Below are 6,488 nucleotides of genomic sequence, written 5' to 3'. Positions count from 1 at the left end.
CTCTCAAAACTGAGTGCATTTAAATTATTGCTTTTTTGCGAAGTAAAGTAAGATAATAGCTTTTCGGTTGGCATATTACCAGTTAACTCGTCTTTTGCCATTGGGCAACCACCAAAACCTTGTATGGCTCCATCAAAACGCATACATCCTGCTTTGTAAGCAGCATCAACTTTTTCGAACCAAGTAGTTGGCGTGGTATGCAAGTGTGCCCCGAATTCTATATTTTGGTATTGAGGTATTAAATTAGAAAATAAATAATTGATACTTTCTGGGTTTGACGTTCCAACAGTATCACTTAATGATAAAATTTTAACACCCATTTTATTTAATCGCTCGGTCCACTCACCTACTATGTTTACATTCCAAGGGTCTCCATAAGGGTTACCAAATCCCATAGAAATATAAACAACAACTTCTTTGTTTGTTTTATCTGCAATATTTAAAATATCATCTAAAATTAAAACTGATTGCGCAATAGTTTTATGGGTGTTACGCATTTGAAAGTTTTCGGAAATAGAAAATGGATAGCCTAAATAATCTATTTCTTTATGAACTGAAGCATTTTCAGCACCTCTTTGGTTAGCTACTATAGCCAATAGTTTACTAGTAGTTTTGCTTAAATCTAATTGCGATAAAACCTCGGCAGTATCTACCATTTGCGGAATGGCTTTTGGAGACACAAAACTACCAAAATCTATAGTATCAAACCCAACTCTTAATAGCGATTGAATATATTGCACTTTACTCACAGTTGGAATAAAAGCTTTTATTCCCTGCATAGCGTCACGTGGGCATTCAATTATTTTTACTTCATTAGGCATTTAACAAAAAAATAAACGATAAAAATACTATTATTTTGTAAGGGACAGTAATTAAATCAGACTTAAATCTTTATAAATCCACTAGCTTTTAAACTCATGAAAAACTTTACTTCTTTTACAGGCTTACTTTTTTGTTTATTTGTTTCTATTAATTGCTATGCACAAAGTGTTGCAAATTACAGCATTGTTTTTGAAAGTTTTTGGGAAACACCATCTGTAGATCCAGTAAATGGTATTAGCACTATTCCTTTACCAAGTAATGCACATTGGTCTCAATTAGCTATTGCAACACACCAAACAGAAAATTCAATACTACAAATGGGAACTGCTGCTTCTGCTGGTATTGAATTAATTGCCGAAGAAGGAAACACTAGTACTTTTGAAAGTGAAGTTACAGCAAATCCTGATGCTGATAAATTTGTTATTGGTGGTGGGTTGGCTTCTGCACAAGGCACTATTACTAGAAGTATTCAAATTAGCTCAGACTATCCTTTTGTTAGTCTTGCTTCAATGATTGCTCCTAGCCCAGATTGGTTTATTGCCATTAATAGCGAAAATTTAAGATCAGGCAATAATACTGTTAATAATGGATGGAAGGCTTCATATACAGTTGATGTTTTTCCATACGACGCAGGTACAGAAGATGGTAATGGTTATAATGGTAGCAATCTAGCATCAAATCCAATTGGTGTTATTACAAGCTTATCAAATGTAGCGCCTTTTGATGGTGTAAATAGTAACATGAGCCATAGAATAGGAACAGTTACTTTTAATTACATAGAATCTACTTTAAGCAATGATGTTGTTGAGGCTTTAGAAAACGCTATTATTTATCCGAATCCAGCGAAAGGAAAAATAACCATTTCAAACATTAAAAATATCGATTTAAAATCTGCACAAATCTACAGTATTTTGGGACGATTAGTAAAAGATATCCCAGTTGAAAAAGGATTATCAAAACTAGAGATTGATTTGCCTCATTCAAACAAAGGGGTTTATATTTTAAATTTAAAATCTGCTGATAAAAGCACGACTAAAAAACTAGTAATTAACTGATTTTAAGTTGATAATTATACATAACCGATAAAATATAACGCTTAAACGTTTTTATTATACAAAATATTCAATTAGGTATACATTTGAGTAAATGTTTGCCCCAATGAATATTTTCACTTCAAGAATTAAATTTCTTTTTTACTTAGTATGTTTTGCATTCACTAGCATTCTGTATAGTCAAAATACTGAACCTAATTGCGGTACCATAACTTCTCCAGAATCTATAAAATATATTCAAAGTATAAAACCTCAGATTAAATCCTTTGAACAAGAGTTTTTAAATGCGAAATTAAGTAAAGGCGATATCCCTGTAAAAACCATAAACGCAATCCCAGTAAAAGCACATATTATTAGGAACTCAAATGGAACTGGAGGATTAAGTATTTCTGAACTTAATGATGCTATCTTTAATCTAAACAAAATTTATCAAGATGCGTTAATGGAGTTTTTTTTATGTGATGGTATTAATTATATTGATGATGATAGGTTGTGTCATTTTAACAAAAAAGACGAAAGCACATTAACCGAAAAGCATAACGTTGCTGGTTTAATTAACATTTATTTTACAGATTATATTAAAAACACTTCAGACGAAAACATATGTGGTTACAGTAATAATGTTGCAAGACAAGATGTTATTGTTATGAAAAATGACTGCGCCACTAACGGTTCTTCATTAGCACACGAAATGGGACATTTTTTCTCATTAATGCATACTCACGGACCAAAAAATGAAACCTTAACTACTGAGTTAGTAGATGGTAGTAATTGTGATACCGATGGTGATGGTATTTGCGATACACCAGCAGACCCGAAACTTACAGATAAAAATGTAAATAATTTTTGCGAATATATTGGCACAGAAACTGATGCTCACGGAGATACTTTTAATCCAGATACACAGAATATGATGTCGTATTCAAAAAAAGGATGCAGAACTCATTTTACACAGCTGCAATTGGCACGTATGTATGCCTTTTACCAAACAACTAAAAACTATTTGTCTTGCCCTTCGTTTAATGCCGATTTTAGTACAGATGTAAGTCAAACTTGCGAAGACAATTTAACGGTTCATTTTAAAACCGATTGCTCAAATATTACTAAATGGGAATGGGATATTGATTCTGATGGAATAATTGATTACACAACACAAAACCCTGTACATACTTATAATTCTGGAATTTACGATGTAACACTAAAGGTTACAAACAAATCAAAATCTATAAGTAAAATCTACTCAAAATACATTAAAGTTGGTACGCAGCCTGACCAATTAAATGAAGATTTCGATAATTTTGTAATAGCAGGAGATAATGGTTGGACAGCCAACGATGCATCAAAAAATGGATATAATTGGTATGCTAATTTTGGTAAAACTTATACAGATAATACGGGCCCAAATAACGATAATACTAACAACGACATTTTAGGCAAATATATTTATGCTGAAGCTTCTGGTGCTAAGCCTGGTGATGTTGCCGAATTAATTTCACCTTGTTTCACTATCGACAAAGAAAACTCTGAACTTGAATTTGCATACCATATGTTTGGAAGTGGCATTGGTGAATTACATGTGGATTTAAAAACCGAAACAGGTTATATTGATGATGTTATTCCTGTAATTATTGGAAGTCAGCAAAACAATCAAAATGATGCTTTTTTAACAAAATCTATTGATTTATCTTCGTATACCAATCAAACTATAAAAGTTATATTTAGAGCTATAAGAGGTTCTAGTTGGGAGGGCGATATTGCTATTGATGATGTTTTTATTAAAACGATTTACACACCAATATCAGACGAAACTTATAAAGTATATCCAAATCCTGTTAAAAACAATTTGCTTTATGTAAAAACTAATGATTCAGAATTAGTTTCAAACTACGAAATTTCTAATTTGGTGGGTCAAACATTTTTATCTGGTACAGTTTCTAAACAACCAATAAATATGAGTAATTTACCGTCTGGAACTTACTTACTTATTTTAAATGATGGCAAATCTAGAGTTCTAAAAAAAATAATCAAATAAACAAACACTTAACTTTCTTTTAAAATCGCTTTGTTTATAGCTTTAATTAAACTTGGTCCTTCGTAGATAAAACCTGTATAAACTTGAATTAAATCTGCTCCAACACTAATTTTTTCTAGAGCATCTTGAGCTGAATGTACACCACCAACACCTATAATGGGAAATGCTTTATTACTTTTCTCTGAAAGGTATTTAATAACTTGTGTGCTTTTTTCTCTTATCGGTCGTCCGCTTAAACCACCGTTACCAATGGTTTCTAGTTGTTTTTGAGAGGCTTTCAATCCCCTTCTATCTATCGAGGTATTACTTGCAATAACGCCATCTAATTTAGTATCGGCAACCAATTGAATAATTTCATCTAATTGATTATTGTTTAAATCTGGTGCTATTTTTAAAAGAATTGGTTTCTCGCTTTCAAAAATTTTATTAGCCTTTTGTACAGCACTAATTAATTCTTCTAAATAATCTTTGTCATTTAATTTGGCGTGACTGCCCACATTTGGGCAACTCACATTTAGTACAAAATAATCAACAAAAGGGTGCAATGCGTTAAAACATTCTAAATAATCTTTCGTGTAATCTTCTGGTTTTGTTTGGGTGTTCTTGCCAATATTTCCGCCAATAATCAGTTTGCCTTTATTCTTTTTTAATTGCTTAATTGCAGCTTCTAATCCTTCATTATTAAAACCCATTCGGTTGATTATACCTTTATCATCTTTCAACCTAAACAATCGTTTTTTAGGGTTCCCAGCTTGTGCTTTTGGAGTCACTGTACCAATTTCAATAAAACCAAATCCAAAGTTTGCCAACTCATTATACAACACCGCATTTTTATCAAATCCTGCTGCTAAACCTACAGGGTTTTTAAAAGTTAAACCGAACAATTTTCGTTCTAATCGCTTATCATTTACAACATATAAACTTTTAAATAATGATGAAAATCCTGGGATTTTTGAGGCAAACCTTATTAATGAGAATGTGAAATGATGAATTTTTTCTGGATCAAATAAAAAGAATAATGGGCGAAGTAATAATTTGTACATCAGTATTATTTATGCAAAAATACTTCTTATTAAAAAAATGAGCAATTTAAAAGCTAAAAAACTTATAAGTCGTAACTTTAAGCCCATAATGGGTTATCAATTTTTTCACTCAAATATTGTAAAATGATTTCAAAAGAACATATTATAAAACGATTTATCAGTTACGTCACTATTGATACCGAATCGGATCCGAATTCAAGCACCACACCAAGCACTAAAAAACAGTGGGATTTAGCCAATAAATTAGCCGAAGAGCTTAAAACTATTGGGATGCACGATGTTACTATCGACGATAACGCCTACATTATGGCAACCTTACCAAGCAATGTGGAATACGATATACCAACTATTGGGTTTATTTCTCATTTTGATACCTCACCAGATTTTACTGGTGCTAATGTAAAACCTCAAATTTTCGAAAATTATCATGGTGGAGACATCTTATTAAATAAAGAAGAAAACATTGTGTTATCGCCAGATTATTTTGATGATTTACGCCAATATATCGGACAAACTTTAATTACTACCGATGGCACAACCCTTTTAGGCGCTGATGATAAAGCCGGTATTTGTGAAATTGTTTCGGCAATGGAATACTTAATTAAGAACCCAGAAATTAAACACGGAAAGATTCGAGTTGGTTTTACGCCAGATGAAGAGATAGGTCGTGGTGCACATAAGTTTGATGTCGAAAAATTTGGTGCAGATTGGGCTTACACTATGGATGGTAGCCAAATAGGAGAATTAGAATATGAAAATTTTAATGCCGCTGGGGCTAAAGTAAAAGTTAAAGGAAAAATTGTGCATCCAGGATATGCCAAAGGAAAAATGATAAATTCTATGTACATCGCTACCGAGTTTATTAACTCGTTACCGCGTTTAGAAACACCTGAACATACTGAAGGCTATCAAGGGTTTTTCCATTTACATAATATCCATGGAGATGTTGAAGAAACTATTTTAGAATATATAATTCGCGACCACGATAAAGAGAAATTTGAAGCTAGAAAAGCATTATTTGAAAAATTAGCAGCTGAGTTAAACTCGCAATATGGAATAGAAGCTATTGTTGTAGACATAAAAGATCAATATTACAATATGAAAGAAAAGGTAGAACCGGTAATGCATATTGTAGATATTGCCGAAGAAGCCATGAAACAATTAGATATCGAACCGCTTATAAAAGCCATTCGTGGTGGTACCGATGGTTCACAGTTAAGTTATATGGGATTACCGTGTCCTAATATTTTTGCTGGCGGACATAATTTTCATGGACGCTATGAGTATGTACCTGTTGAAAGCATGATAAAAGCAACCCAAGTTATTTGTAAAATTGCGGAGTTGACTGCGGTTGAAAAGTAAATTGCTTTTGATGATATTTTATTTTGTAAAAAAATTAACTAAATTCGTTTAATGACGGGTATAAACAATTTATTTCCATTCTCCCAGTAACACAATATGTATAATTAATTGCTTGGTCATTGCCGACTTACTAACATTCCTGCGGAATATTCTATCTGTGATTTATTTGCTAAATAG

The 6,488-nt window shown here is 32.3% G+C and carries 5 protein-coding genes; 3 read left to right on the top strand and 2 right to left on the bottom strand.

The window, feature by feature from the left end; genetic code table 11:
* The coding region (locus tag AADI82_RS12765; RefSeq protein ID WP_341216814.1) for a hydroxymethylglutaryl-CoA lyase at window positions 1-821 on the bottom strand (821 nt) is incomplete at its 3' end.
* Window positions 822-917: 96 nt separating this feature from the next.
* Between AADI82_RS12765 and AADI82_RS12760 the strand changes: the two genes are divergently transcribed.
* Window positions 918-1,877: a spondin domain-containing protein gene (locus AADI82_RS12760; protein ID WP_341216813.1), complete on the top strand. Its 960-nt coding sequence runs from the start codon at window positions 918-920 to the stop codon at window positions 1,875-1,877.
* Window positions 1,878-1,980: 103 nt separating this feature from the next.
* Window positions 1,981-3,906 (top strand): T9SS type A sorting domain-containing protein, encoded by a 1,926-nt coding sequence (locus AADI82_RS12755; protein ID WP_341216812.1) that lies wholly within the window; start codon window positions 1,981-1,983, stop codon window positions 3,904-3,906.
* Window positions 3,907-3,914: 8 nt separating this feature from the next.
* Here AADI82_RS12755 and AADI82_RS12750 read toward each other — a convergent pair whose 3' ends face one another.
* On the bottom strand, window positions 3,915-4,949 hold the full coding sequence (locus AADI82_RS12750) for a quinone-dependent dihydroorotate dehydrogenase (protein ID WP_341216811.1): 1,035 nt from the start codon (window positions 4,947-4,949) through the stop codon (window positions 3,915-3,917).
* A 123-nt stretch (window positions 4,950-5,072) separates the two neighbouring features.
* Between AADI82_RS12750 and pepT the strand changes: the two genes are divergently transcribed.
* Complete coding sequence (gene pepT / locus AADI82_RS12745) at window positions 5,073-6,311, top strand: peptidase T (protein ID WP_341216810.1); 1,239 nt, start codon at window positions 5,073-5,075, stop codon at window positions 6,309-6,311.
* Window positions 6,312-6,488: the final 177 nt, after the last annotated feature.

The organism is uncultured Wocania sp., assembly GCF_964021735.1.
Lineage (GTDB): Bacteria > Bacteroidota > Bacteroidia > Flavobacteriales > Flavobacteriaceae > Wocania_A.
This window is presented reverse-complemented; position numbering and strand designations above follow the sequence as displayed.